Here is a 22,202-nt window from a genome sequence, read left to right on the forward strand (position 1 = left end):
CTTCGTACCGGCGTAGGGTTCGGCAATGCCCACCGGCGACACGCGGCCGTTTATCTTCGTGGACATCGACGGCGTTCTCATCCCGTTCCGGAGCCGTCCGATCGGCACCGCCCGCACCCCCGGTGACGACCATTCCGGCAATCCCCTGCTGGACCGTCTCGACCCCGACGACGGCCGCCGTCTCCTCGCCCTGCCGGGCGATCTGGTCTGGGCCAGCACCTGGATGGCCGACGCGAACGAGGTGGTCGCGCCCCGACTCGGCCTGCCCGCCCTGCCCCTCGTCGACTGGCCCGACGACGAGCCGCGGGGTGGCCTGCACTGGAAGACCGCGACGCTGGCACGGCGGGCGGCGGGGCGTCCGTTCGGCTGGCTCGACGACGAGATCACCGAGACCGACCGGCGGTGGGTCGCCGCCCACCACCCGCGACCGGCGCTGCTGCGCCGCGTCGGCCCGCTTCTGGGCCTGACCGGCGCCGACCTCACGGCCGTGCGGCGATGGCTCTCCGAGGGGTACGGAGCCGGCGGGTCGGACGCTTCCGCCACGAGGTGACCCGGGTCAGCCCGTCGGGGTGGCCGCGCCGTCGGCTTCGGTGAGGAACCGGGCCAGCCGGGCGTAGCTGTCCCCGCCGTGACCGGCCGCGACGGCGCGATCGACGATGCGCCGAACCGCCTCCAGCGGCGTGGTGTCGATGCCGTGAGCGGCCGCGGCGGCGCTGACGTGGGACAGCGCGGACGCCGCCGACGCGACACTGGAGACGTCGGCCGGGAACCGGCCGGCGGCGAGTTGGGCGGCGAACCGGTCGGTGAGGCCGGGAAGCAGGCCACCGATCCCCTTGGCGAAGCGGGCGAACGCGGCCGGTTCGATGCCCTCGGCGGTGGCCAGCGCGAAGGCGTGCGCGAGTCCACCGACCGACGTGGCGAACAGGTCGAGCAGCGCCATCTCGTACGCCGCCGCGACGCCGATGTCGTCGCCGAGGTGGATGCCGGTGCCGCCGAAGGCGTCCAGCAGGGCCCGGTTGCGTTGGTAGAGCGGGTGTCGGCCGCTGTAGAGGATCGTCGCGGCGGGTGTGCCGATCGTCGGCGCCGGCGTGAGGATGGCGCCGTCGAGATAGTCGACGCCGTGCCGCGCGGCCCAGTCCGCCATGGCGCGTGCTTCTCCGGAGTGACCGCTGCTGAGGTTGACCAGCGTGCTGCCGGCCGGAAGGGCGAGGTCGGCCACGCTCGCCTCGACCGCGTCGTAGTGGATCATGCAGGTGATGGTGGTCCGCGCCCGGCGTACCGCGTCGGCGGCGGTGGGCGCGAGCATCGCACCCTCGGCCACCAGGGTGTCGGCCTTGCCCGGCGTGCGGTTCCAGACCACCGTCGGGTGGCCCGCGGCGAGTGCGGCGGCGGCGAGCGCCCGGCCCATCGGACCGAGTCCCAGGACGGCGATGGCGTTGTTGTCTGTCACAGCGGCGACGGTAAACCTTACCGTTGACGTGAGGGTCAAGTCCTGTTCTGCTCTGGGCGTGCGGATCAGCGAACTGGCCGGGAAGACCGGCACCACTCCCCGCGCCCTGCGCTACTACGAGGAGCAGGGTCTGCTGAAGCCGAACCGTCGCGGCAGCGGTTACCGGGACTACGACGGGCAGGCCGTACGCGTCGTGCGGCACATCCAGCTGCTGCTCTCCGCCGGCCTGGGCACCGCCGCGATCGCCGAGATCCTGCCCTGCATCCCCGACGACCGGACCGTGCTGGCACCCACCTGCCCCGAACTCCTCGACGCCCTGGCCGAGGAGCGCGTCCGGATCACCAGGTCGATCGAGAAGCTCGCGGCGGCCCGGGAGATCCTGGACCGCCTCATCCAGGGGCCGGGCTGAGCACACCGCGTTACTCGGCACGCAGCGCCGCCGCGGTCCTGGCCCGGGCCGCCCAGCCGGCCGGCAGCAACGCTCCGAGCAGCGCGATCAGCGGGCCGCCCAGCGCCAGCGCGGACAGCGTGCCGGGCCCGTACACGTCGAGCAGTGCCCGGGGCAGGTGCAGGCCGCCGCTGGCGGCCATCGCCGGGACGACGTACCGCTGCATCGCCATGCCGGCGGGCACGCCGAGCAGGCCACCGAGCAGGCCGACCCCGGCGACGGACGCGACCACCATGGCGATGGTCTGCCCCGGGGTCATGCCGAGCGCCTTGTGCACGCCGAGGTCGTGCACCCGGTCGCGCAGGTCGAGCACGAGCATGTTGAGCACGCCGAGCGCGGCGACCGCGATGAGCAGGAGCGTCAGCGTGGCGGTGAGTCCCTGCACGACCAGCAGGAGCGGGTCGGTCTCGACGCCGGCCGGGCTGGCGGTGAGGCCGTCGCCGGCCAGCGCGTCGGTCAGGGCCGCCGCGTAGCCGCCGGCGTCGGTGCCGCCGGTGAGCGCGATGCGGTACTCGCCCGGTGGCCCCAGGTCCGGAACCGTCGCGGCGGCGGTGAGCACGGCGCTGCCGGACTCGAAGACCTCCCCGACGACGCGCAGGCGCACCGGCGCGCCGTCGTCGACCCGCACCGTGAGGAGGTCACCCGGCCGCGTTCCGGTGGCGTCCAGCAGGGGCGCGCTCACCACCGCCTCGCCCGGGGCGGCGAACCAGCGTCCGGACACCATCTCGAAGCCGTCCCACTCGGCGTCGCCGACGATTCCGCTGACGCGCACCGGGTCGCTCACGCCCGCCACCGTGCCCGGCGCCTGCGTCACGCCGTACCCCGCTCGGGTGCCCTGCTGCGACCGGATGGTGGCCAGCACGGCCGCGGGGTCGGCGGTGGAGGCGGCGGGCGGGCCGTCGGGGCGTGGGCCGCCGCCGAGCGTGGCGCCGACAGTGACGTCCGCGGCGTTCTGGTCGAGCGCGGTCTGGATCCGCAGCAGCGAGGCGCCGAGCCCGGTCGCGAAGGTGACCGCCGCGGCGCCGGCGGCGACCGCCAGCAGGATCGCGGTCGTGCGTACCGGCCGGGCGAACGGGCGGGCCAGGCCGAGCCCGACCGGGCGGGGCACGGGCAGCCGGGCCGCGAGCCGGGCCGCGCGGCGTCCACGCGCGGGACCCGACGCGCGGCCTTGCGCGATCGCGTCCACGGTACGGAGGCGACCGGCCCGCAGCGCCGCCGCACACGCGCTGGACGCCACCACGAGCAGGACTCCGCCGGCGGCGACGAGCGTCACCCACCAGGCGATGACCGCGTTCGCGGACCCGTAGAGCTGTTCCGTCTCGGCCAGCACCGGCAGCGCGATCACGTTGCCCGCGACGGCGCCGGCGAGGGCGCCGACGGTGGCGGGAAGCAGGGCCTGCGCGACGTAGGCGCGCACCACCCCGGCGGGGGTGCAGCCGAGCGCCTTGAGGATGCCGATCCGGCGGGTCGCGGCGCCGACCGTCCCGGCGACCACCGTGCCCACGACCAGCACCGCCATCACGATGCCGAGCAGCGCGAACGCGACGAGGAACGGCACGAAGACGGCCGCGTCCTCGACCGCGTGCTGCCGGACGTCGAGCCAGGAGCGAGTGCCGGCGACCGCGCCGGCCGGCAGTCTCGCGGTCACCGCGTCCCGGCCGGCCGCCACGTCGGCCGGGTCGTCCGCCGCGGCGAGGCGGTAGAGCATCTGGTACGCGGGCGCGGCGCCCGGCCCGGCGAGCGCGCCGACGGCGGACGGCGACACCCAGGCGACGGCGGTCGCGCTGACCGACCGGGCCTCGCCGACGACGGTGAGCACCGTGCCGCCGGCCGTCGTCACCCGGCTGCCGGGCGGCATGCGTACCGCGCCGCCGCCCAGCACGATCTCGTCCGGGCCGCTCGGCCACCGGCCGGCGGTCACCTCGACCCGGTCCACGGCGCCACCGGGGTCGGCGCGGGCGACGACGGTCAGCGGCGGCATCGGCATTCCTTCCGGCCCGCTGACCGTCAGGACCAGCAGCGGGTACGGGCCGGCGGCGGCTGCCACGCCGGGCGCCGACGTCGACGCGGTGAGCTGTGCCGGGGTGACGGCGCCCGGCTGAGTCTGCACGCTCAGGTGCGCGCCGCGCTGCGCGACGAACGCGTCGTCGAACGGCGCCCGGGACGCGACGAGCAGCCCGGCGCCGAGCACGGACGCGGTCGTGGCGGCCGCCGCCACCAACCCGACGACGAGGGTCTGCACCCGACGTCGGCGCACCCCGGAGCGGACCACCCGGCCGAGGCCGCTCACCGGTCCTCCTCGACACGGCCGTCGCGCAGGCGGACCACGCGGGTCGCGCACGACTCGGCCAGCCGCAGGTCGTGGGTGACCAGGACGACGGTCTGCCCAGCACCGTGCAGGTCGGTGAGCAGCCGCCGCACGTCCTCGCCCGCGGCGGTGTCCAGCGCCCCGGTCGGCTCGTCCGCGAGCAGCAACGCCGGCCGGTTGACCAGGGCGCGGGCGACGGCGACGCGTTGCCGTTCACCGCCGGAGAGCCGCCCCGGTGTGGCGTTCGCGTGTCGGGTGAGGCCGAGGTGGTCCAGCAGCCGGTCGGCCTGTTCCCGGGCCGCGCGCCCCGGTGTGCCGGCCAGTTGGGCCGGCAGCAGCACGTTGTCCCGCACGGTCAGGTCGTCGAGCAGGTTGAAGAACTGGAAGACCAGTCCCACGTGGGCGCGGCGGTAGCGGGCCGAGGCCGCCTCGCCGAGCCGGTCCACCCGGGTGCCGGCGACGGTCACCGTGCCCTCGCTGGGCCGGTCCAGGCCGGCGATCAGGTTGAGCAGCGTGGACTTGCCGCTGCCGGACGGGCCGAGCACGGCGACGGAGTCACCCGGCCGCACGGTCAGGGTCACGTCGCGCAGCGCGGGCGGACCCTCGTCGTAGCGGCGGGTCACCCCGCGTAGGTCGATCACCGGGTCGGTCATGTCGTCGTCCCCCTCGTCGGTACCGGTTCGTCCGGTCGGTGGCGACGCTAGGGGCGGGTCGGGGGCGCGGGCGTCGGTCGCGCGGAGCAACTGCCGTACCCCCGGGGGTGGATCCTCGTCCGGGGTCATCCCTGCGATGTAGTCGACCTGCACACCGCGGCGGACGCCCGGACCTGCGGGTTGCGGCGAGAATGGGTCGGTGCGGAGCATCGCGGCGGTGGGGCCGCTACCGAGGCCGGGCTGGCGGGCGTTGCTGCTCGACGGCGCGCTGGCCGCGGCGCTGGGGTTCGCCTGCTTCCAGGCCGCGACCGACGACGTCGCGGACACCCGGGTGCCGCCGCCGCTGCCGCCGCTGGTGCCGCCGGAGGTGGCGCCGGCGGCGCCGGGCTCGAGTCTCGGGGCGCTGCTGCTGGTCTTCGTGTTGTGCGCGCCGCTGGTGCTGCGCCGTCGCTATCCGCTCGCGGTGCTCTGGGTGACGATGGCCGCCGCGTCGCTGGTGCTGGTGACCGGCGGGGAGCGGCAGCCGAACGTGTACCCGTGCGTGGTGCTGGCCTGCCTGGTCGCGGTCTACAGCGCCGCCGCGCACACGCCGTACCGGTCGGTGGCGCTGGCCACCGTCCCGGTGGCCGCACTCCTCGTCGCGGTCCTGCGGGAGTGGATGTCGGTCACCGTGCCCGGGGAGTACCTGCCGTTCGTCCTGCTGGCGCCGCTGGTGGCCGCCGCCGGCGGTCATCACGTCTGGCGGCGGCGCGCGGGTGAGGACCGGCGGCGCCTCGACGCCGAGGCGCACGCCCGGGAGGAGGCGTTGCGGGAGGCGGTCGCCGGTGAGCGGGCGCGGATCGCCCGTGAGCTGCACGACGTCGTGACGCACCACGTGAGCGTGATGGTGATCCAGGCCGGGGCGGCCCGCTCGGTGCTCGCCACCACGCCCGGGCAGGCGCGTGAGGCGCTGCTCGCGGTGGAGGCGACGGGCCGCTCCGCGTTGACCGAGCTGCGGCACGTGATGGGCCTGCTGTCCGGCGCCGCGTCGGACGGGCCGGAGGCCCCGCAGCCGGGCATCGAGAGCCTTCCCGCGCTGGTCGGGCGCATGGACGACGTCGGGGTCCCGGTGCGACTGACTGTCTCCGGCGAGCCTCGGCCACTGAGCCCGGGGGTCGGGCTGACCGCCTACCGGGTGGTCCAGGAGGCGCTGACCAACGTCGTACGGCACGCCCCCGGCGCGGTCGCCGAGGTGGACGTCGAGTACTCCCCCGAGACGCTGCGGATCGAGGTCCGCGACGACGGGCCCGCCGCTCCCGTCGAGACCGGCGCTGCGGGTGGGCGCGGGTTGATCGGCCTGCGGGAAAGGCTGGCGGTCTACGGTGGGACCCTGCGCGCCGAGGCCCGGCCCGGCGCCGGTTTCCGGGTCGAGGCGTTGATTCCGCTGGAGGCGGCGTGACGGTGCGCGTGGTGGTGGCCGACGACCAGGCGCTGGTCCGCACCGGGTTCCGGATGATCCTCACCGCCGGTGGGATCGACGTGGTGGCCGAGGCCGCGAACGGCGGGGAGGCGGTCGACGCGGTCCGCCGCACCCGGCCCGACGTGGTGCTGATGGACGTGCGCATGCCCGAACTCGACGGCCTGGAGGCCACCCGCCGCATCCTCACCGGCGCCGTCGCCCCGCCGCGGATCATCATCCTGACCACGTTCGACCTGGACCAGTACGTCTACGCGGCGCTGACGGCCGGGGCGAGCGGTTTCCTGCTGAAGGACGTGACACCGGAGCACCTGGTCGCGGCCGTACGCCTGGTCCGCGACGGCGACGCGCTGCTCGCCCCGGCGATCACCCGCCGCCTGGTCCGGCGCTTCGCCCGCAGCGACCCGGCCACGGCGACGCTGCACCGGGACCTGGCCACGTTGACGCCGCGCGAGACGGAGGTGCTTCGCCTGCTGGCGCGGGGCCTCAGCAACGCCGAACTCGCGACCGCGCTGCACCTGTCCGAGGCGACCGTGAAGACCCACGTCGCGCGCATCCTCGGCAAGCTCGGGCTGCGCGACCGGGTGCAGGCGGTGGTGGTCGCCTACGAGACCGGCCTGGTCAGTCCCGGCTCGCCGGAGGGCTGACGCGGCGGCGCGTCGACGGCGGTGTGGACCACGAGCGGCCCTCGCAGTCCGCGCGCCCAGACGACGAGCGCGAAGCAGCAGAGCGCCATCCCGGTGATCGTGACCGCGGTCCAGCCGCCGACGGACCAGAGCGTGGTCGCGGCGGCGGAGCCGCCGGCCGCGCCGATGAAGTTGCTGGTCGCCAGCGCTGTGTTGAGCCGGCTTCGGGCCGCGTCGTCGAGGGCGAACAGCCGTGCCCGGTTGAGCAGCGCCTGGGTCTGGAGGGCGACGTCGAGCATGACGACCGCGATGACGACGAGTGCGACGGTGCGGCCGGCGAACGCCGCGACGACGAAGGCGCCGAGGGCCAGTGCCCAGGCCACACCGGTGGCGGGCAGCGACCAGCCGCGGTCGTGCAGCCGGCCGCCACGTAGTCCGGAGAGGACACCGGCGAGGCCGGCCAGTCCGAACAATCCGATCACCGGCGCCGGGTAGCGGAACGGCGGGCCGCTGAGCAGGAACGTCAGCGCCGTCCAGAACAGCGAGAACGCGGCGAAGCCGACGCCGGCCAGGACCAGCGTCCAGCGGGCCGCCCGCTCCCGCACGACCACCGCGAAGACCGAGGCGAGAAGCCGCGGGTACGGCATCCGCGTCCGTGGCGGCAGCGGTGGGATCGCGCGGCGGAGCACGATCGCGAGCAGGACGGCGACGACCGCGGCGACGGCGAAGATCGCCCGCCACCCCGCGGCCTCGGCGACGAGGCCGCTGATCGTCCGGGAGGCCAGGATGCCGGTGAGGGTCCCGGATCCGACGACGCCGACGATCCGACCCCGGTGGGCCGCGCCGGCGAGGTCCCCGGCGAGTGGGGTGAGGATCTGCCCGGAGATCGTCGTCACGCCGAGCACGCCGAGGGCGAGACCGAGTACGCCGACGGCGGGTGCCAGCGCGCACAGCAGCAGCGCCACGGCCGAGAGGGTCAGCATCAGCGGGACGAACCGGCGGCGGTCGAGGACGTCGCCGAGCGGCACGAGCAGCAGCACGCCGGCGGCGTAGCCGAGCTGTGTCGCGGTGACCAGCCAGCCGGCCGTCGTGGTGGCGGTCCGCAGGTCGCCCGCGATGAGGCCGAGCAGCGGCTGCGTCCAGTACAGGTTGCCGATGGCCGCCCCGGCCGCCACCGCGAACAGGAACGTCAGCGGGCGGCTCATCGCCCCCGGCGGCGCCCTGCGGGCAGCGGTCACCTCGTCACGGTACGGCGCACGACCAAGCGGACAAACGACTTGCCCCGAGCGCGGACCGGGAGTTGACTGCCCGGCATGTCGTCCCCCTCACCGGTCTTCGTCGCGGGCACGGGTCGTTCGGGCACGTCCCGGCTGGCCGACGTCATCGGCGAGCATCCGCTGATCCACCGGATTCCGATGGAGACCCGGTTCCTTGTCGACCCGGGTGGCCTGCGCGACGTGGCCGACGCGCTGACCCACCGCTACGATCCGACGGTCGGTGAGGACGCCTTGCACCGGCTGAGCGACCTCCTCACCGTCCGGGTGCCCGGCCGGCGTGACGATCGCGGCAGGACGGTCCCCGAGCTGGTCGGCGAGGGGCGCTACCGGGACGCGGTGCAGCAGCTGTGGCCCTTGTTGGTCGCGCACACCTTCGACGAGCCGGCGCCGGCGGAGGGCTTCGGGGACGGCGACCGGCCTGCCGGGCCGTTCGGGCCGCCCAGCCGCCGGCGGGTCGTACCCAGGTATTTCCGCGACCGGGGCGACCTGCTCGGCATCCTGCGGGATCTGGTGGACACGCTGTTCGAAGGCGCGGCCGCCGACGCGGGCAAGCCGACCTGGTGTGAGAAGACGCCGTTCAATCTGCTGTGCATGGGCTTCCTCTGGGAGCTGGTTCCCGAGGCGACCATCGTGCACGTCACGCGGCACCCGGTCGCGGTGCTCGCCTCCCATCTGGCCCAGCCGTGGGCGCCGTCCACGGTCGACGGCGCGCTCGCCTACCTGGGGCCGATCTATCACCGCTGGCTGGCCTGGAGGGACACGGCCGACCTGGCGGGGCGGCGCTACGTCGAGGTGAAGGCGGAGGATCTCGCGGCCGACTGGCCGGGGCAGCGCCGCGCCCTGTTCGAGCGGCTCGGCGTCGGGGACGTCACCACCCGGTCGACGTTCGAGGCGCATCGGCTGGCGCACCGCGACCGCCGGTTCGACGACGAGACCCGGGCGCGGATCGACGCGGTGCTCGGCCCGGTCGTCCCGGCCATGGGGTACGCGTGATGGATGTCAGGCGATCGACGGCGGCCAGCGGTGGTTGCGCCACTGCTGCCAGGTCGCGAATCCGGCCGGTGGGTCGTCGACGGGTTCGCTGCCGTCGAGTTCGCCGGGCGTCGGGATCTCGATGACGGCGGCCCACTCGGCGAGTTCCTGGTCGGACATCGGCCACGTGGTGTGCGGTGCTTCGGCCTGGCGTCGATCGACTCGTCTGCGCTGCTCAGCGGCGGTGACGGCGAAGTAGAGCAGTTCCACCTCCGCGCCGACGTCGGTCGCCGCCTGGCGGAGGGCGGAGCGCTCGTCCCGGCTCCACAGACCGAAGTCGATCACGACGTTGGTGCCGAGTTCGAGGGCGCGCAGCCCGATCCGGATGAGCCGTCCTTCGATCACGTCCTGCGCCGAGGGCGGGTTCTCGTCCCCGTAGAGGGCCTTCACCCATTCGTCCTTGGTGAGACGAAGCGCCTGCCGCTCGGTCTCGATGCGCCGAGCGGCGGTGGTCTTCCCGGTGCACGGAAGTCCCACGGTCAGGAACAGTGTTGGCGTCATCACCTGTCAGGGTAGGGTTTCGGCCGGCCGGACGGCGGCGTGAGGAGCAGACGTGAGCGACTGGAACGACAAGATCATCGCAGAGTTCCGGGCCAACGGTGGTCAGGTGGGCGGCCAGTTCGCCGGCGCACCGCTGCTGCTGTTGCACACCGTCGGCGCGAAGAGCGGCCAGCCCCGGGTCAACCCGATGATGTACCAACGGCTCGACCGCGGCTACGCCGTGTTCGCTTCGAAGGCCGGTGCGCCCACCAATCCCGCCTGGTACCACAACCTGCTCGCCGAACCCCACGTCCGGGCGGAGATCGGCACGGACACGGTCGACCTGGTCGCCCGGGTCGCCGACGGCGACGAGCGGGAGCGGATCTGGGACGCGCAGAAGGCCGCGTACCCGGGTTTCGCCGACTACGAGCGGAAGACCACCCGCCAGATCCCCGTCGTCGTCCTGGAACCGGCGCGCTAGCCGCCACCCGTCCGACGCCTGATCTCCCAGGCCGGCCGCTGCGGCTCGTCGTTGTGCACGACGACGTCGGCGCGCTCGATCGGGCGGGCCGCGACGGTGTAGAGCTGTTGGGCGGGGAGGTAACGCTCCCGCCAGCGCCGCTCGACCTCGGTGCCCGACGACACCCGACGCTCCCGGACCACGGCACGTTCCACGGTCCGGTCGACCGCCACCGACACGAGGACGCGCAGGTCCCACCGGTCGACCAGCTCCGGACGCATCAGGAAGACGCCGTCGAAGACCAGCACGGCGTCGACCGGGGCGGTCCGGACCGGCGGGGACAGCTCGGTGTCCGCGGCATGGTCGTAGACCGCGTGCTGGAAGCGACGGTCTCCATCCGGGCCCAGCGGGTCGAGCAGCACCCGGTTCAACGCCCCGTGGTCGTGGGCGTCGAGATAGCAGCCCTCGGCCGAGAACTCGCCGCGCCGATAGCGTCGCGCCCGGGGGACGAGGAAATCGTCGACGGTCGCGCGGATGACCTCCCGACCCCCGGCGCGCAGGGCGACGGCCAACTCGTCGGCGAGCGTGGTCTTGCCGGCGGCGGGCGGTCCGTCGACGGCGACCCGCGTCGGGTGTCCGACTGCGACGGAATCGACCGCTTCGGCCAGGTGGCGGAGAAGATCGCCTCGGGTGCCGTACTCCATGCCGTCACTCCCCCGTGAGCGAGATGCTCAGTTGCGCGCCGAGCCGGCGGAAGCCCAGGGCGCGCGCCACCCGGCGCGACGGTTCCGGCCGAGCCCGCCACTGCGGCAGCATCCGGTTCGCCAACGCGTCCGCGACCGCCGCCGACGCCACGGCACGCGCCAGCCCACGCCCACGGTGATCCGCCCCGGTGAGCACGCTCAGGTGCGCGACCTGCCCCGGCCAGTGTCGGTAGCCGGCCGCCGCGAGCACGTCGCCCCCGCGGCGAGCGACGAACGCCCGGGAGGTGATGTCGGTCAGCCCGCACTCGTCGGCGTCGTCCGCCGGGACGGAGGCCAGCAGCGCGGCGAGGTCGGCCGGTTCCCCGGGAGCCACAGGCACGTCGTCGGACGCCGCGGGCCGGAAGTGGCTCCGGTCGAGGTAGGCCAGGCTCGCCGGGCCGAGCACGTCGGCGACCGGCAGAAGGGCGCGCAACCGACCGGCGTCGGTCAGCTCCGCGACGGGCAGCCGCCGCAGCACCGCACGCACCATCCCCACCGAACCAGCCGACGGTACGGTGACGACGGCGGCGTCGCCCAGCGCGACGATCCCGACCCAGCCCGGCGGACAGAGCAGCGAGCCGGCCGAGACCTCCACGTCGACGCCGCCCTCGGCCGGGAAGGCCATCGACACACCGGACAGCTCGCGCCAGGCCTCGCGGGCCCGGACGAGCAACGGATCAGGGGCCATTGACACATCCTCACGCGCGGCGCGGCACCCACACCACCGGGTTACCGCCGGCGACAACCGATAGGCTGCACACGTGGTCCGGGATGAACTGCTGCGGCTGCGAGCGAGGGCGGAGGCGGAGGCGGCGACGCTGGCCCAGGACCTGGAGGCGCTGTTCCTGGCATCACGGGATTCGAACGCCGACGACGAGCACGACCCGGAGGGCGCCACCATCGGCTTCGAACGCGCCCAGTTGACCGCGCTGCTGGCCGGGGCGCGGGCGCGGATCGCCGACGTCGACGACGCGCTGCGTCGGGTGGACGCGGCGACCTACGGCCTCTGCGAACGATGCGGGCAGCCGATCGGCGACGAACGGCTCGCCGCCCGGCCGTTCGCCCGCTTCTGCATGGCATGCGCCTAAGACGTGTTTCGTACGAGGTTGTCTCACGTGGCAAGTCTCGCGAGCTGCTTGTAGCAGGTCAGGGCGGTGGCCGTGGCCAGGTCTCGGCTCTGCCGGTCGTTGCGGACCACGTACGGGATCTTGAGACCACGAGTAGCCCATGGCAGGCTGATGCCGCATGATCGATGATTTCGCGAAAGCCAACCTGCACGGGAGACTGCGGCGAGACCGCAAGGCGCTGCTCTGGAAACTCGACGGCTTGTCCGAATACGACGCCCGCCGACCTTTGACAGCGACCGGGACCAATCTCCTCGGCCTGGTCAAACACGTGGCCACCGTCGAGGCCAGGTACTTCGGCGAGGTCTTCAACCGCCCTTCCCCGGAACCGCTGCCCCGGTGGCAGGACTCCAACGGCAGCGATCTGTGGGCCACCGAGGACGAGACCCGCGATCAGATCATCGCGTTCTACCGGCGCATGTGGGAACACTCGGACGCGACGATCAACGCGCTTCCCCTCGACGCCCCCGGCCACGTGCCGTGGTGGCCGGAGCCTTATGCCGACACGAACCTGTTCGCCATCATGGTCCATGTCCTCGGCGAGTCCATCCGGCATGCCGGGCACGCCGACATCCTGCGCGAGGGCCTCGACGGTCGGGCCGGGTTGCGCCCCGAACACGAGAACCAGATCGACGAGGAAGCCCGTGCAGCCTACTGCGCGAAGATCGAGCAGGCCGCCCGGTCGGCTGACGAGGCGGCATGACCTGACCGACGGGCGATGGGCTGTTCTGGCTCCGCTGCTGCCTGCCGCGCCGAGGACAGGTCGTCCGCCGAAGTGGGAGAAGCGACAGCTCATTGATGGGATCCGGTGGCGGATCCGGATCGGCGCCCCGTGGCGGGACGTCCCGGCTGAGTACCCGCCCTGGCCCACCGTCCACGGCCTGTTCCGCCGGTGGCAGCGGGACGGGACCTGGGACAAGATCCTATCGGCGTTGCAGGCCGCAGGGGATGCGCAGGGCCGGATCGGTTGGACGGTGAGCGTCGACCCGGTGACCAGCCGCGCCCACCGACACGCCGCCGGCGTCCGCACCGACGGGCATCTGCAGAAGGAACCGCCCGGCGGCGTGCACGACGAGCCGGCCGATCATGCGCTGGGCCGCTCGCGGGGCGGGCTGACCACCAAGACTCACCTGGCTTGCGAGCAGGGGCCCGCCCACCTTCGACAAGGGTCTCTACCGGTCACGCCACGCCGCCGAGAACGGCATCAACCGGCTCGAACGCCATCGCGGCGTCGCCGCACGCTACGACAAACTCGTCGTCCGCTTCCAAGCCGTCCTGACCATCACGATCATCACCGAGTGGCTCCGACCGGCTTGTGAAACACGCCTTAGGGCCCGGCCTACAGGAAGCGCTCCGGGTCGAAGCTGTCGAGGTCGATGATGCGCACCCGAGGAAGGACGTTGGTGAAGCAGTCCGCGTCCTCCTCGATGTCGAACACGTGCAGGCCCGGCAGCTCGGCGAAGCCGGCGTTGAGGAACTCCTTGAACCCGACGACCGCGACCTGGTGATCACCTTGTAGGAGTTCCTCGATGTGCGGCAGGAAGTCGCCGTCGTGGCTGGCGAGCATCACGTTGCCCGGACGGCGGGCGATGGCCTCCAACGTCCGCTGGATGCCGATGTCCACCACCTTCTGATCCGATGATCCGGCGAGCGGAATGGGCCGGTACTCCATGCTCAGGAGGGCCCGGACGAAGGGCATCGGCAGACCGCCGCCCGAGGCGTTGAGGAAGAACAGCGCCTTCACCGGCTGCTGCCAGGTGTCCCGCGCGAAGTCCCGCAGACGCTCCCACCGGGGGCGCTCCGCCGGGGCCGGCCGGCGCTCCAGAACACTGTTGCCGAGAGTGGCATCGATGTTCTCGCCGTCCACGATGAGGTACGTGACGGGTGCGGTCGTACCGGGCATAGGTGTGCCTCTCGAGTCGAGCAGCGAGCGCGGACCGGTCGGACCGGTCCCCGGAACAGATCATCGCCGACCACCGGACGGCGATCACCGACAGCGACGCCCACATCATCGCAGCCGCCGGCCTCGACGTCGGCACCGCGCATCCGGTCGGTGTCGCGCCTCGACGGCGGGGTACGACCCCAGCGGTTCCGCTACGGACGCCGAGCGCGAAGGAACGCCGTGGCCATCGTGCGCCGCGTCGGCGTGCCGGCCGCGACCACGGCGGTCATGTACGTGTCGAGACGCTCGCGTTCGTCGTCGCTCAGGGTGGCGGCGATCGCCTCACCGTACGTGGGAACCAGAGGGTTGGGCGCCACACGCTTGAGTGTCTCCCAGTCACCGATCGGGTCGGCGGGCACGTCGACCTCGGCGCGGTAGTCCAGTTCCACCGCCTCGAAGCCGGCGGCCACCGCCCAGTCGACGAGGTCACGCTCGTCGAAGTCCGTCATCGGTCGCGTGGTCTCCTCGGTGGTGACCCGGTAGACCTCGTTGACCTTGGCGATCAGGTCGTTCACGGGCGCGTCGCCGATGCCGAACAGGTCGTCGGGCCGGAGCCGCGCCGCGAAGCGGTTGATGGGCTCGAACAGGGAGATCCGTCCGCCCGGCCGCAGGACCCGGCGGAACTCCGCGAAGGCCGCGGCCTTGCGATCGGAGTAGATGAGCACCGACCGGGTGGTCACCACGTCGACAGAGGCGTCGGCGACTCCGGTGAGATCGTCGGCGGACGCGAGCACGAAGCTGCACCGCCCGTCGCCGCCGGCGGTGCGCCGGCACTCGTCGAGCACATCCGGTGAGACGTCGCTGAAGATGACCTGACCGTGCGGGCCGAGTCGAGCCAGCGCGCCGAACCCGATCAGACCCGTCCCGCAGCCCACGTCGAGGATCACGTCGTCGGCCGCCAGGTCGGCTCCCGCCAGGACGCCGTCACGGAACGCCGCCAGATCCAGGGCGTTGCGGGCGCGCAGGCCCGCACTGTCGCCGTCCCGGCGGGTCAGGAGCCACTGTGCCCACTTGTCCGTCGCCACCCGGGTCATCGTATCCCCGACGCACACCCGGACGTCGGGTACGCGGCTCGGACGAGTCCGCTGCCGGACCTACCCGAGCAGCGCCGCCGCCGCGGCCAGGGTGGCCAGCGACAGCGTCGTGGTCGTCAGCACCGCCCGGTTGGCCACCGCCTCGCCGACGCCGTACTCCTGGGCGAAGATGAATGTGTTCTGCGCCGTCGGCAGGCCCGCGCACACCACCACGGCGAGCAACTGCGACGCGGACAGGTGCAGGGCCAGCCCCGCCGCGTACGCGATGACCGGCTGCGCGACCAGCTTCAGCGCGCTGATCGCGGCCAGCTCGGCCGGCCCGGTCGGTTCGGCCCGCGACGGCGCCATGCGGTGCAGCGACGCGCCGAGCGCGACCAGGGCGGCCGGTGCCGCGGCGCCCGCCAGCAGCGTCAGCGGCGCTTCGGCCACCGACGGCAGGCGCAGGCCGGCCGCCGAGCACGCGACACCGAGCAGCGACGCCAGGATCACCGGGTTGCGTACCGGCAGCGAGGCGATCCGGCGGACCCGGACCCGCCCGGCCGGGTCGCTGCGGCGGTCCAGGGCGACCACGATCACGGGCGCCACCACCAGCACCTGCAGCAGCACCACCACCGCCAGGAACGACACGTCGCCCAGGACCTGCGTCGCGATCGGGATGCCGAGGTTCGCCGAGTTCACGTATCCGGCGGCCATGCCCCAGATCGGCCGTTCGCCGGGCCCGCGACCGAACAGCCGGCTCGCACCGGTCCATCCGAACCCGACGACCGCGACGGTGCTCACCCCGAAGGCGAACAGCGAGCGGCCGGCGAACCCGGACAGCGGCATCCGGGACAGGGCCAGGAACAGGGCGGCCGGCATCGCGAGCTGGAACACGAACCGGCCGAGCACCGACGCCGCCGCCTCGCCCAGCAGGCCCCGCCGACAGGCCGCGTAGCCGACGGCGGTGAGGGCCCAGATCGGTACGAACGCCGACACCAGGCTCATCCGGGCGTCACCGGCGGATGGCCACCGCGTCGGCGCAGGGAGCGGCGGGCGTCCGGGGTGTACGCCGATCGGTAAGCCACGCGATCAGCGTCGCATCCCGTATCGCAACTGCCGCTACCTGGATGGAGTCAGACGATCCGCCGAATGCGTATCCTCGGGCGCTCGTTACGCAGGTGACCCAGCTTGTGCTGACGGACCTGCTCCTCCCACACGTCCTGGTCGTACTCCGGATCCGGCGCCGTCCACCGATGCGACCCGTCGCTGTAGTGGTACTTCTCGTCCCCCGCCCGCAGCACGCTCACCGCAGCCATCCCAGGAACCGCCGGTGCAGCGACCCCGCCGGCGCCCAGCTCAGGTCCGCCGTCGCCCGCGCCAACTGCGCCCCCATGTACAACGCGAGGGAGATCGGCGCGCCCTCGTACTCCACCCGCAGCTCCCGCCGCCGCGTCACACACGGCCACGGCCTACCGCACCCACCGCACGTCCAGACCGGCAGCACCGGCCCGTGCACGCCACCTTCCAACAGGGGTACGGAGTCAGCCGCGCCCATTACGCTCGCCGCTCCGCCGCCATCTCGTCCGCTGACGTGGTTAATCGCGCATGCTCCTGTCACGCCCGTCCACCTGCGGAATCTGGCTCGTCCCTAGTTCCTTGGTCGGAGAGCCGCCCAGCCTGATCCAGTAGCCGCCGTCGCGCGGCGGCCTGCTCACGTTCCTGAGTGGCCTGCCCGGTAGTGCGCGTCGCAGGCCTGTCTCGACGCCCAAGCCTGTGAATTAGACCGAAGATGCTCATCTCCACCGCACCTCCATCGGTGTTCGCGCAGGCGAAACCAAGGCCGGTCGCCGCCGCAGGTTGAGAGGCGTCCCGTTACCGCCGACGTGGTTGCTGACCGAAGTCGCGCGATAACGGGACGCCAACCGACAAGCTAGTGCACTAGATTTTGATGAGCAAGAGAGGCGCGCGAACTTGGCACACCAGGTTGCCTGTGGTCGACTGTGCAGGCTGACCGGAGGTACCGCCGACATGCCCACGCCACCCGCCTACCTGACGATCGCCGCCGACCTACGCGCCGCCATCCTTTCCGGAGAGCTTCCCGCCGGCGCCAAGCTGCCGTCGGAGTCCGGCCTGATGCGCCAGTACGAGGTGAGCCGCACGGTCGCCAAGTGGGCCATCGCAGTCCTCAAAGGTGAAGGCATCGTGGAGGGTCGCGCAGGCTCCGGCGTGTACGTCAGGAACACCACGCGGCTGGTCCGTCACGCTCAGGCTCGCGACCTCCGCGCCGAGCAAGGGCCAACGTCCCCGTTCGCGCGCGATGCCGCCCGCGCCGGCCAGCAGGGCACCTGGGAACACGAGAGTCGCCGTGACCAGGCCGACGAGCGGATCGCGGCGCGACTCGGCGTCGGACCCGGTGCGCCGGTGATGCGAACGGCATATCGATTCCTCTCCGACGGCGAACCTATACAGCTCTCCACCTCGTACGAGCCGCTTGCCCTCACCGAGGGCACGCCGGTGGAGTGGCCGGAGGAAGGCGCCGCCGTGGGTGTCGTCGCCCGCATGGACACCATCGGCGTCCGAGTGGACGAGGTGGTGGAACGCGTAAGCCTGCGAGCGGCGACGGCGGAGGAGGTCGACGCGCTCAGCCTGCCGACTCGCTCGTTCGTGCACAGCATCGAACGGACCTACACCGCTGCCGGCAAGCCCGTGGAAACCGCTGATATCGCGCTCCCCGGTGGCCGCTACGACCTCGTCTACCGCATCCCGATCGACTGACGACCCGGTCTCACTATGACTCGCAGGCCGACGGCTGACGTGCGACAGGTGTCAGGTATTACGGCACTCACCTGGCTCAACGGTGGAGCGTCCTGCCAGGCCGGAGCGCGCGTCGAAGAAACCTGCTTGCTGCAGCCGGCTCGGTGAGAGAAGGGTGCCGCGTGTGACCGAAGCACCCGAGGGCCTGAACCTTCCACCGGGTCTCTCGTCCCAGCGCCTGGAGGTGCTGACAGAGCTTGCGGCCCGGAACGATGCGGATCACGGCGAGGACCTGCTGGGCCTGGTCCTCTCCGGTTCGGTAGGCCGAGGGCTCGCCACCGAGCGCTCGGACCTGGACGTGTACGTCGTTCTCACCGAGCACGGCATGGGCGAGCGCACCACGACCCGGTCCCCTGACCTCGACGAGATCCCGGTCCCGCTCTCCCAGTTGGAAAAGGTACCCCCGTTCGGGAGCGGAGGCTGGTGGTTCCGCTGGTCGTTCGCGTGGGCCCCGATCCTCCTCGACCGCACACAGGGCCGGCTGCCCTCCGCCCTTCACCGGTTGGCCACGGTGACGCCCGACGAGGCAGAGACGATTCTCGTCGAGCACGACCGCCTGGACGGGTGGCTGAACTATGCCTACCGAGCCCTCAAGAACGACCGCGACGGACGCGAATTGGAACGCCGCCTCGATGCTGCCGAATCAGTGCCCTGGCTGCTGGACGTCATCTTTTCGCTGGCCGGACGGGTGCGTCCCTATCACAAGTACCTGCCATGGGAACTCCGCGAACACCCCGTGCCGGAGTGGGATGCCCGGGAACTCCTGTCCTTGCTGCAAGCCACCCTCGACGGCGATCCGGCCGCCGTACGGGCAACCTTCAAGCGGGTCGAGAGCCTGTGCGCGACCTTTGACAACGAGCGTCCCGTACCCGTGCTGACCCCCATCATCGAAGGCTGGGGAGACGAACTGCAGATCCTCAGGCAGTGACCGGAGCTACCACCACCAGTCGACGCCTGAGTGATGCATGGTCATGGCTTACGCACCACCCCGTGACCTTCGCTTGTCCGCATCCTGGATTGCGTGCCGGACGGCTAGGCGGATCACCCAGTAGGAGATGAGCAGCGCCAGCAAGGGGTAGAGAACAACAACGATCGAAGCGTCCATGATCATGGACGATAGACAGGCATTGCCGCTGCCGCTACAGCCATTCGTACAGCCAGGACCACCGGCTCACGCCTACGCCACCCGACAACGACGGACGGGCTGACCAGGTACGCAGCCACCCGACCAGCCATCCGCGATCTTCTGCTAATCCCCAGGCCGGTCAGTTGCCTGACGCAAATAGGGACGCGAGCCACGACGCTCAAGGTTTGGGCACTACCTGGACGATGCTGTCGCCGCCCGCCGTGCTGCCGCCGTCGACCACGGAGGTGACCAGGTTGTAGTAACCCGGCTTGGCGTCGGGATCAATCACGAGGGTGCTGACGGGACGTTCGTCGGGCGTGCCGGATGGTCGAACCGGTGCGGCCGCGAAGGTGACCAGCCCCGGAACGCTTGGGGTGCCTTCTGTGGCGGCCTTGAGGTCACCTACGGTGGCGAACGGACCCGTCAGGCGTGCGGTCAACTCAACCTGCGGTGGGGTTCCGCCCGGCTCATCCGAGGGCTCGACGGTCCAGTGCACGGTCAAGGTCTGGCCAGGCTGGTACGGCTTGTCGACGTCTTGGGCCTCGCAGCAGCTGTAGGTGACCGATGCGGCCGTTTCCGGGCTGGAGGGCTCGGCGTCGCAGGCCGCTAGGAGCGGAATGACCACGCAGGCAAGCAGGCGGACCCGCGTCACGTTCATGCGCAGGATCGTAGGCCGAGGTTGCCAGTCCGGTAGCCCTGCAATCGGCCACCGACTCTCAGGAGGGGTGCGGTCCGCATTCAGTCCGCAGAAGGATGGCGGAAGCCGGGGAAGCGTTGAGAGATGCCGAGAGCCGTTTCCGCTGCCAGTGGCCCAACCGTCAGCTCGCCGGGTCGCTCGTCTTGATCTCGCACGACGAGGAAGTTCGGATCTTCTCCGGACATCCGCACTTGGGGCTGCTCGCCGGAAACTCGATCGCGGTCCCGGACTGTCCGTCTCCGCCTGGCTGATACATGAGTGTCGGCCGACCGGAAGAGGCCGTCAGCAGGTTGCGGTAGATCCAGACCGCGATCAGGCGGCCGGATGGGGCTGTCGTGCCTGTAGCGCCTCCCGCGTGACCCGCGCGGACGCGTTCGCTCCCGCCGTCGTCATCCGACGAATCAACTCCTCGGTCTGGGCATGGACAGCGGCGACTCCTGCGGACGCCGGAAGCGAGGTCAATGCTTCGATCGCCGTCTTCGTGCTGGCATCGGCCTCGCCCAGCCGCAGCAAGGCCAACACCTCGTCCATCCGAATGTGCGCGCGGTCCACCACATCGTGCCGGGAGCACGCGAGCAACGCCGTCCGGCAGGACTGGACCGCTTCGGCCGGCCGCCCGGTACGCGCCAACACGTTGCCCTTGCGCCCACCCTGTCTTCCCCGGCCGTGCTGGCGTGCTGCGCGGTAGGCAGCGGAAGGGGCCTGCCGACGCACGGGACGGGTCAGCGCAGTGAACCTGCTCAGAACCACGTCTCCCGCATGTCCAGCGTGGTGCGGTCCAGGCTCTCCAGCAGGTCGAACTGCGCCGCCACCTTCGGCAGCTCCCACCGGAAGAAGTAGCGCGCCGCCGCCCGCTTCCCGGCGGAGAACTCGTCCGTCGGGGACCCCGACGCGTCCACCGCGAGCACCTGCTCCAACCACATCCAGGCGACCACCACGTGCCCGACCGCCTCCAGATACACGGAGGCGTTCGCCAGGGCGAGTTCCGGATCGCCCGAAGCCCACAACCGCCGGGTCACCACCGCGATCCGGTCCACCGCCGCCCCCAAGCGCCCGGCCAGGTCGGCGGCGAACCCGTCCGCCTTCCAGGCCCGGTCGACGGTGGCACGCATCGACTCCAGCAGCAGCTCCAGCGCCGCGCCGTCGCGCATGGTGACCTTGCGGCCGAGCAGGTCGAGCGCCTGGATGCCGTGGGTGCCCTCGTGGATGGCGTTGAGCCGGTTGTCCCGCCAGTGCTGCTCCACGTCGTAGTCGCGGGTGTAGCCGTAGCCGCCGTGCACCTGGATGGCCAGGTCGTTGGCGGCCAGGCACCACTGCGACGGCCAGCTCTTGGCGATCGGGGTGAGCAGTTCCAGCAGCAGGTGCGCCCGCTCCCGGTCGGCCTCGGCGGGCGCGGTCTTCTCCTCGTCGAGCAGCCGTCCGCAGTAGAGCACCAGCGCGAGCGCACCCTCCACGTAGCTCTTCTGGGCCAGCAGCATCCGGCGCACGTCGGGGTGGGCGACGATCGGCACCTGCGGCGTGGTGGGGTCCTTGTCGGCGACCGGGCGGCCCTGCGGGCGCTGCCGGGCGTACGCGACGGACTTCAGGTAGCCGGTGTAGCCGAGCGCGGTGGCGCCGGCGCCGATGCCGATGCGCGCCTCGTTCATCATGTGGAACATCAGCGCCAACCCCTGGTGCGGCTGCCCCACGAGATAGCCGACCGCCCCGACCCGCCCGTACGGGCGGTGCACGCCCTCGCCGAAGTTGAGCAGCGTGTTGGTGGCGCCCCGGTAGCCGAGCTTGTGGTTGAGCCCGACCAGCACCACGTCGTTGCGCGGGCCGGGCGTGCCGTCGTCGGCGAGCAGCACCTTCGGCACGACGAACAGGGACAGGCCCTTCACGCCGGGCGGTCCGCCGGGAATGCGGGCGAGGACCAGGTGCACGATGTTCTCGGCCAGCTCGTGGTCGCCGGCGGAGATCCACATCTTGGTGCCGGTGATCCGGTGGGTGCCGTCGTCCTGCGGCTCGGCGCGGGTGGTGAGGTCGGCCAGGGAGCTGCCGGCCTGCGGCTCGGACAGGCACATGGTGCCGAAGAACCGGCCCTCCACCATCGGGCGCACCCAGGTGTCGACCTGCTCGGCGCTGCCGTGGGCGAGCAGCAGGTTGGCGTTGCCGAGGGTGAGGAACGGGTACGCCGAGGTGCCCACGTTGGCGGCCTGGAACCAGGCGAACGCGGCGGCGGCCACGGCGTGCGGGAGCTGCATGCCGCCGACCGACTCGTCCAGCGTGGCGGCGAACAACCCGGTGTCGGCGAACGCGTCGAGCGCGGCCTTGACCTGCGGAATGGTGCGTACCCGCCCGCCGTCCACGGTGGGCTCGCTCGTGTCGGCGGCCCGGTTGTGCGGTGCGAAGCGCTCGGCGGCGACCCGCGCGGCGAGGTCGAGCACCGCGTCGAACGTCTCGCGGGAGTGCTCGGCGTAGCGGGGTCGCTCGGTCAGCCGGGCGACGTCCAACCAGTCGTGCAGCAGGAACGCCAGGTCACGGCGGGACAACAACAGCTCGGACGACGACACG

General features: G+C 72.3%; 25 protein-coding genes and 1 pseudogene. 11 read left to right on the forward strand and 15 right to left on the reverse strand.

What is annotated here, in order from left to right; genetic code table 11:
• Window positions 1-25: 25 nt before the first annotated feature.
• The gene (locus O7598_RS16985; RefSeq protein WP_269692310.1) at window positions 26-550 is read left to right on the forward strand and encodes an HAD domain-containing protein; all 525 of its coding nucleotides are present in this window, start codon (window positions 26-28) and stop codon (window positions 548-550) included.
• Window positions 551-556: 6 nt separating this feature from the next.
• Here the strand turns inward: O7598_RS16985 and O7598_RS16990 are convergent, their stop codons facing one another.
• Window positions 557-1,450 carry an NAD(P)-dependent oxidoreductase gene (locus O7598_RS16990; protein ID WP_269692311.1) on the reverse strand — a complete coding sequence of 298 codons (894 nt, stop codon included), beginning with the start codon at window positions 1,448-1,450 and terminating at the stop codon, window positions 557-559.
• 58 nt (window positions 1,451-1,508) lie between these two features.
• Here O7598_RS16990 and O7598_RS16995 point away from each other — a divergent pair, with 58 nt between their 5' ends.
• Window positions 1,509-1,859 (forward strand): MerR family transcriptional regulator, encoded by a 351-nt coding sequence (locus O7598_RS16995; RefSeq protein WP_269692312.1) that lies wholly within the window; start codon window positions 1,509-1,511, stop codon window positions 1,857-1,859.
• 10 nt (window positions 1,860-1,869) lie between these two features.
• Here the strand turns inward: O7598_RS16995 and O7598_RS17000 are convergent, their stop codons facing one another.
• Both O7598_RS17000 and O7598_RS17005 read right to left on the reverse strand, forming a co-directional pair.
• Window positions 1,870-4,188 (reverse strand): ABC transporter permease, encoded by a 2,319-nt coding sequence (locus tag O7598_RS17000; protein WP_269692313.1) that lies wholly within the window; start codon window positions 4,186-4,188, stop codon window positions 1,870-1,872.
• The gene (locus O7598_RS17005; RefSeq protein ID WP_269692314.1) at window positions 4,185-4,859 is read right to left on the reverse strand and encodes an ABC transporter ATP-binding protein; all 675 of its coding nucleotides are present in this window, start codon (window positions 4,857-4,859) and stop codon (window positions 4,185-4,187) included. Before O7598_RS17005 ends, O7598_RS17000 begins: the two co-directional genes overlap by 4 nt.
• A gap of 199 nt (window positions 4,860-5,058) precedes the next feature.
• Here O7598_RS17005 and O7598_RS17010 point away from each other — a divergent pair, with 199 nt between their 5' ends.
• Together O7598_RS17010 and O7598_RS17015 are read left to right on the forward strand one after the other, a co-directional pair.
• The gene (locus O7598_RS17010) at window positions 5,059-6,297 is read left to right on the forward strand and encodes a sensor histidine kinase (RefSeq protein ID WP_269692315.1); all 1,239 of its coding nucleotides are present in this window, start codon (window positions 5,059-5,061) and stop codon (window positions 6,295-6,297) included.
• Window positions 6,294-6,962 (forward strand): response regulator, encoded by a 669-nt coding sequence (locus O7598_RS17015; RefSeq protein ID WP_269692316.1) that lies wholly within the window; start codon window positions 6,294-6,296, stop codon window positions 6,960-6,962. Before O7598_RS17010 ends, O7598_RS17015 begins: the two co-directional genes overlap by 4 nt.
• On the opposite strand, the gene O7598_RS17020 is transcribed toward O7598_RS17015, so the two are convergent.
• Entirely contained in the window at window positions 6,920-8,179 is a 1,260-nt protein-coding gene (locus O7598_RS17020) for an MFS transporter (protein ID WP_269692317.1), read from the reverse strand. The two genes, O7598_RS17015 and O7598_RS17020, sit on opposite strands and share 43 nt — an antisense overlap.
• Window positions 8,180-8,254: 75 nt before the next feature.
• On the opposite strand from O7598_RS17020, the gene O7598_RS17025 reads away from it, so the two are divergent.
• Window positions 8,255-9,211, forward strand: a complete 957-nt coding sequence (locus O7598_RS17025; RefSeq protein ID WP_269692318.1) for a sulfotransferase family protein — start codon at window positions 8,255-8,257, stop codon at window positions 9,209-9,211.
• A 6-nt stretch (window positions 9,212-9,217) separates the two neighbouring features.
• On the opposite strand, the gene O7598_RS17030 is transcribed toward O7598_RS17025, so the two are convergent.
• Window positions 9,218-9,751 carry an AAA family ATPase gene (locus tag O7598_RS17030; protein ID WP_269692319.1) on the reverse strand — a complete coding sequence of 178 codons (534 nt, stop codon included), beginning with the start codon at window positions 9,749-9,751 and terminating at the stop codon, window positions 9,218-9,220.
• Window positions 9,752-9,803: 52 nt separating this feature from the next.
• Between O7598_RS17030 and O7598_RS17035 the strand changes: the two genes are divergently transcribed.
• Complete coding sequence (locus tag O7598_RS17035; protein WP_269692320.1) at window positions 9,804-10,211, forward strand: nitroreductase family deazaflavin-dependent oxidoreductase; 408 nt, start codon at window positions 9,804-9,806, stop codon at window positions 10,209-10,211.
• Here the strand turns inward: O7598_RS17035 and O7598_RS17040 are convergent.
• A complete protein-coding gene (locus tag O7598_RS17040; RefSeq protein ID WP_269692321.1) occupies window positions 10,208-10,894 on the reverse strand; it encodes an AAA family ATPase in 687 nt (228 codons plus the stop codon). The genes O7598_RS17035 and O7598_RS17040 overlap by 4 nt on opposite strands.
• 4 nt (window positions 10,895-10,898) lie before the next feature.
• Entirely contained in the window at window positions 10,899-11,621 is a 723-nt protein-coding gene (locus tag O7598_RS17045) for a GNAT family N-acetyltransferase (RefSeq protein WP_269692322.1), read from the reverse strand.
• A 73-nt stretch (window positions 11,622-11,694) separates the two neighbouring features.
• Here O7598_RS17045 and O7598_RS17050 point away from each other — a divergent pair, with 73 nt between their 5' ends.
• The 3 genes and pseudogenes from O7598_RS17050 (at window position 11,695) to O7598_RS17060 (ending at window position 13,437) form a co-directional block, all read left to right on the forward strand.
• Window positions 11,695-12,021: a TraR/DksA family transcriptional regulator gene (locus O7598_RS17050; protein WP_091064801.1), complete on the forward strand. Its 327-nt coding sequence runs from the start codon at window positions 11,695-11,697 to the stop codon at window positions 12,019-12,021.
• Window positions 12,022-12,178: 157 nt separating this feature from the next.
• Window positions 12,179-12,760, forward strand: a complete 582-nt coding sequence (locus O7598_RS17055; protein ID WP_269692323.1) for a DinB family protein — start codon at window positions 12,179-12,181, stop codon at window positions 12,758-12,760.
• Window positions 12,744-13,437 (forward strand): annotated as a pseudogene (locus O7598_RS17060) (IS5 family transposase). The gene O7598_RS17055 and the pseudogene O7598_RS17060 overlap by 17 nt, the downstream one beginning before the upstream one ends.
• On the opposite strand, the gene O7598_RS17065 reads toward O7598_RS17060, so the two are convergent.
• From O7598_RS17065 to O7598_RS17085, 5 genes are all read right to left on the reverse strand, one after another.
• Complete coding sequence (locus O7598_RS17065) at window positions 13,397-13,960, reverse strand: NYN domain-containing protein (protein ID WP_269692324.1); 564 nt, start codon at window positions 13,958-13,960, stop codon at window positions 13,397-13,399. The pseudogene O7598_RS17060 and the gene O7598_RS17065 overlap by 41 nt on opposite strands.
• Window positions 13,961-14,151: 191 nt before the next feature.
• On the reverse strand, window positions 14,152-15,024 hold the full coding sequence (locus tag O7598_RS17070; RefSeq protein WP_269692325.1) for a class I SAM-dependent methyltransferase: 873 nt from the start codon (window positions 15,022-15,024) through the stop codon (window positions 14,152-14,154).
• Between the two features lie 69 nt (window positions 15,025-15,093).
• Window positions 15,094-16,017 (reverse strand): AEC family transporter, encoded by a 924-nt coding sequence (locus O7598_RS17075; protein WP_269692326.1) that lies wholly within the window; start codon window positions 16,015-16,017, stop codon window positions 15,094-15,096.
• 128 nt (window positions 16,018-16,145) lie between these two features.
• A complete protein-coding gene (locus tag O7598_RS17080) occupies window positions 16,146-16,328 on the reverse strand; it encodes a hypothetical protein (protein WP_269695047.1) in 183 nt (60 codons plus the stop codon).
• Window positions 16,316-16,567 (reverse strand): hypothetical protein, encoded by a 252-nt coding sequence (locus O7598_RS17085; RefSeq protein ID WP_269692327.1) that lies wholly within the window; start codon window positions 16,565-16,567, stop codon window positions 16,316-16,318. Before O7598_RS17085 ends, O7598_RS17080 begins: the two co-directional genes overlap by 13 nt.
• Window positions 16,568-17,040: 473 nt before the next feature.
• Here O7598_RS17085 and O7598_RS17090 point away from each other — a divergent pair, with 473 nt between their 5' ends.
• Both O7598_RS17090 and O7598_RS17095 read left to right on the forward strand, forming a co-directional pair.
• The gene (locus O7598_RS17090; protein ID WP_269692328.1) at window positions 17,041-17,787 is read left to right on the forward strand and encodes a GntR family transcriptional regulator; all 747 of its coding nucleotides are present in this window, start codon (window positions 17,041-17,043) and stop codon (window positions 17,785-17,787) included.
• Between the two features lie 163 nt (window positions 17,788-17,950).
• Entirely contained in the window at window positions 17,951-18,754 is an 804-nt protein-coding gene (locus O7598_RS17095) for a nucleotidyltransferase domain-containing protein (protein ID WP_269692329.1), read from the forward strand.
• Between the two features lie 376 nt (window positions 18,755-19,130).
• Here the strand turns inward: O7598_RS17095 and O7598_RS17100 are convergent, their stop codons facing one another.
• The 3 genes from O7598_RS17100 to O7598_RS17110 all read right to left on the reverse strand — a co-directional run bounded on the left by O7598_RS17100 (window position 19,131) and on the right by O7598_RS17110 (window position 22,201).
• Window positions 19,131-19,610 (reverse strand): hypothetical protein, encoded by a 480-nt coding sequence (locus tag O7598_RS17100; protein ID WP_269692330.1) that lies wholly within the window; start codon window positions 19,608-19,610, stop codon window positions 19,131-19,133.
• 351 nt (window positions 19,611-19,961) lie between these two features.
• On the reverse strand, window positions 19,962-20,180 hold the full coding sequence (locus O7598_RS17105; RefSeq protein ID WP_269692331.1) for a hypothetical protein: 219 nt from the start codon (window positions 20,178-20,180) through the stop codon (window positions 19,962-19,964).
• Window positions 20,181-20,389: 209 nt separating this feature from the next.
• Window positions 20,390-22,201: an acyl-CoA dehydrogenase gene (locus O7598_RS17110; protein WP_269692332.1), complete on the reverse strand. Its 1,812-nt coding sequence runs from the start codon at window positions 22,199-22,201 to the stop codon at window positions 20,390-20,392.
• Window position 22,202: the final 1 nt, after the last annotated feature.

This window comes from Micromonospora sp. WMMC241 (genome assembly GCF_027460165.1).
GTDB classification, from domain to species: Bacteria; Actinomycetota; Actinomycetes; order Mycobacteriales; family Micromonosporaceae; genus Micromonospora; species Micromonospora humi.